Consider the following 1,038-nt stretch of genomic DNA (forward strand, 5'->3'; position numbering starts at 1 on the left):
CGCGAGCGGCGGCGTCCCGGGCCGAGGCGTCGCCGGGCGCGTCCTTCGCGTAGACCTCCGCCCACACGCCGCGAGCGGACAGGAAGGCCGAGGCGGCCTCCTGCGCGCCGCTCAGCGTGTGGTTCGCGCCCCAGCCGCACTGCACCTCGTTGGCGGCGGGGACCTCGGTCGCCGCGATGATGTCGCGCAGGGTCGCGTCGATCAGCGCGAGCACGTCGTCGTAGGCGGGCTCGCCCTGCAGCATCAGGTAGAAGCCGGTCTGGCAGCCCATGGGGGAGAAGTCCAGGACGGCGTCCGAGTGGTTGCGGGAGTGCTCCGCGAACAGGTGCTCCAGGGAGTGCACCGTCGGCATCTCGAGGTGCGCGACGTTGGGCTGGGTGAAGCGCACGTCGTACTTGACGATGACGTCGCCGCCCGGGAGCTGCTTGCGGTCCGCCAGGCGCACGTACGGTGCGGACACGGCGCGGTGGTCCAGGTTGAAGGACTCGACGTTCATGCGGGGTGCTGGGGAGGATGCTGACTCGGTCACGGTCCGAGCCTAAGCCGTCTTCGGCCCCGCGCTCCCCCCGGCACTTCCCCCGTACTTCCCTCGTACTACGCTGCATCGCGTGAGCAGCAGCGACGCGCCCGACCCCACCACACCCACCGGCCCCACGCTCGCCCAGGTGGTCGCCGCCCTCGACGGCCTCTACCCGCCGTCGACGGCCGAGGGGTGGGACGCCGTCGGGCTCGTCGCCGGCGACCCCGCAGCGCCCGTCCGCAAGGTGCTGTTCGCCGTCGACCCGGTGTCCGCCGTCGTCGACGAGGCGCTGGACTGGGGCGCCGACCTGCTGGTCACCCACCACCCGTTGTTCCTGCGCGGCGTGAGCTCCGTGGCCGCCACCACCTTCAAGGGCTCCGTGGTGCACCGGCTGCTGACCGGCGGCTGCGCCCTGCACGTGGCGCACACCAACGCCGACGCCGCCCCGCGCGGCGTCGCCGACGCGCTCGCCGACCTGGTCGGCATCACCGACCGGCGACCCCTCGAGCAGAGCGCCG

At 73.3% G+C, this 1,038-nt stretch carries 2 protein-coding genes; one reads left to right on the forward strand and one right to left on the reverse strand.

The genetic code is table 11. From position 1 onward, the window contains the following. Nucleotides 1-496 (reverse strand): S-ribosylhomocysteine lyase (locus tag PROKR_RS10575; RefSeq protein WP_245605790.1); only part of this gene is annotated, 496 nt, incomplete at its 3' end. A 112-nt stretch (nucleotides 497-608) separates the two neighbouring features. Here PROKR_RS10575 and PROKR_RS10580 point away from each other — a divergent pair. Beyond that, nucleotides 609-1,038, forward strand: a 430-nt coding sequence (locus tag PROKR_RS10580; protein ID WP_169736380.1) for a Nif3-like dinuclear metal center hexameric protein, incomplete at its 3' end; no start/stop codon positions are given.

Source organism: Promicromonospora kroppenstedtii DSM 19349 (genome assembly GCF_000515355.1).
Lineage (GTDB): Bacteria > Actinomycetota > Actinomycetes > Actinomycetales > Cellulomonadaceae > Promicromonospora > Promicromonospora kroppenstedtii.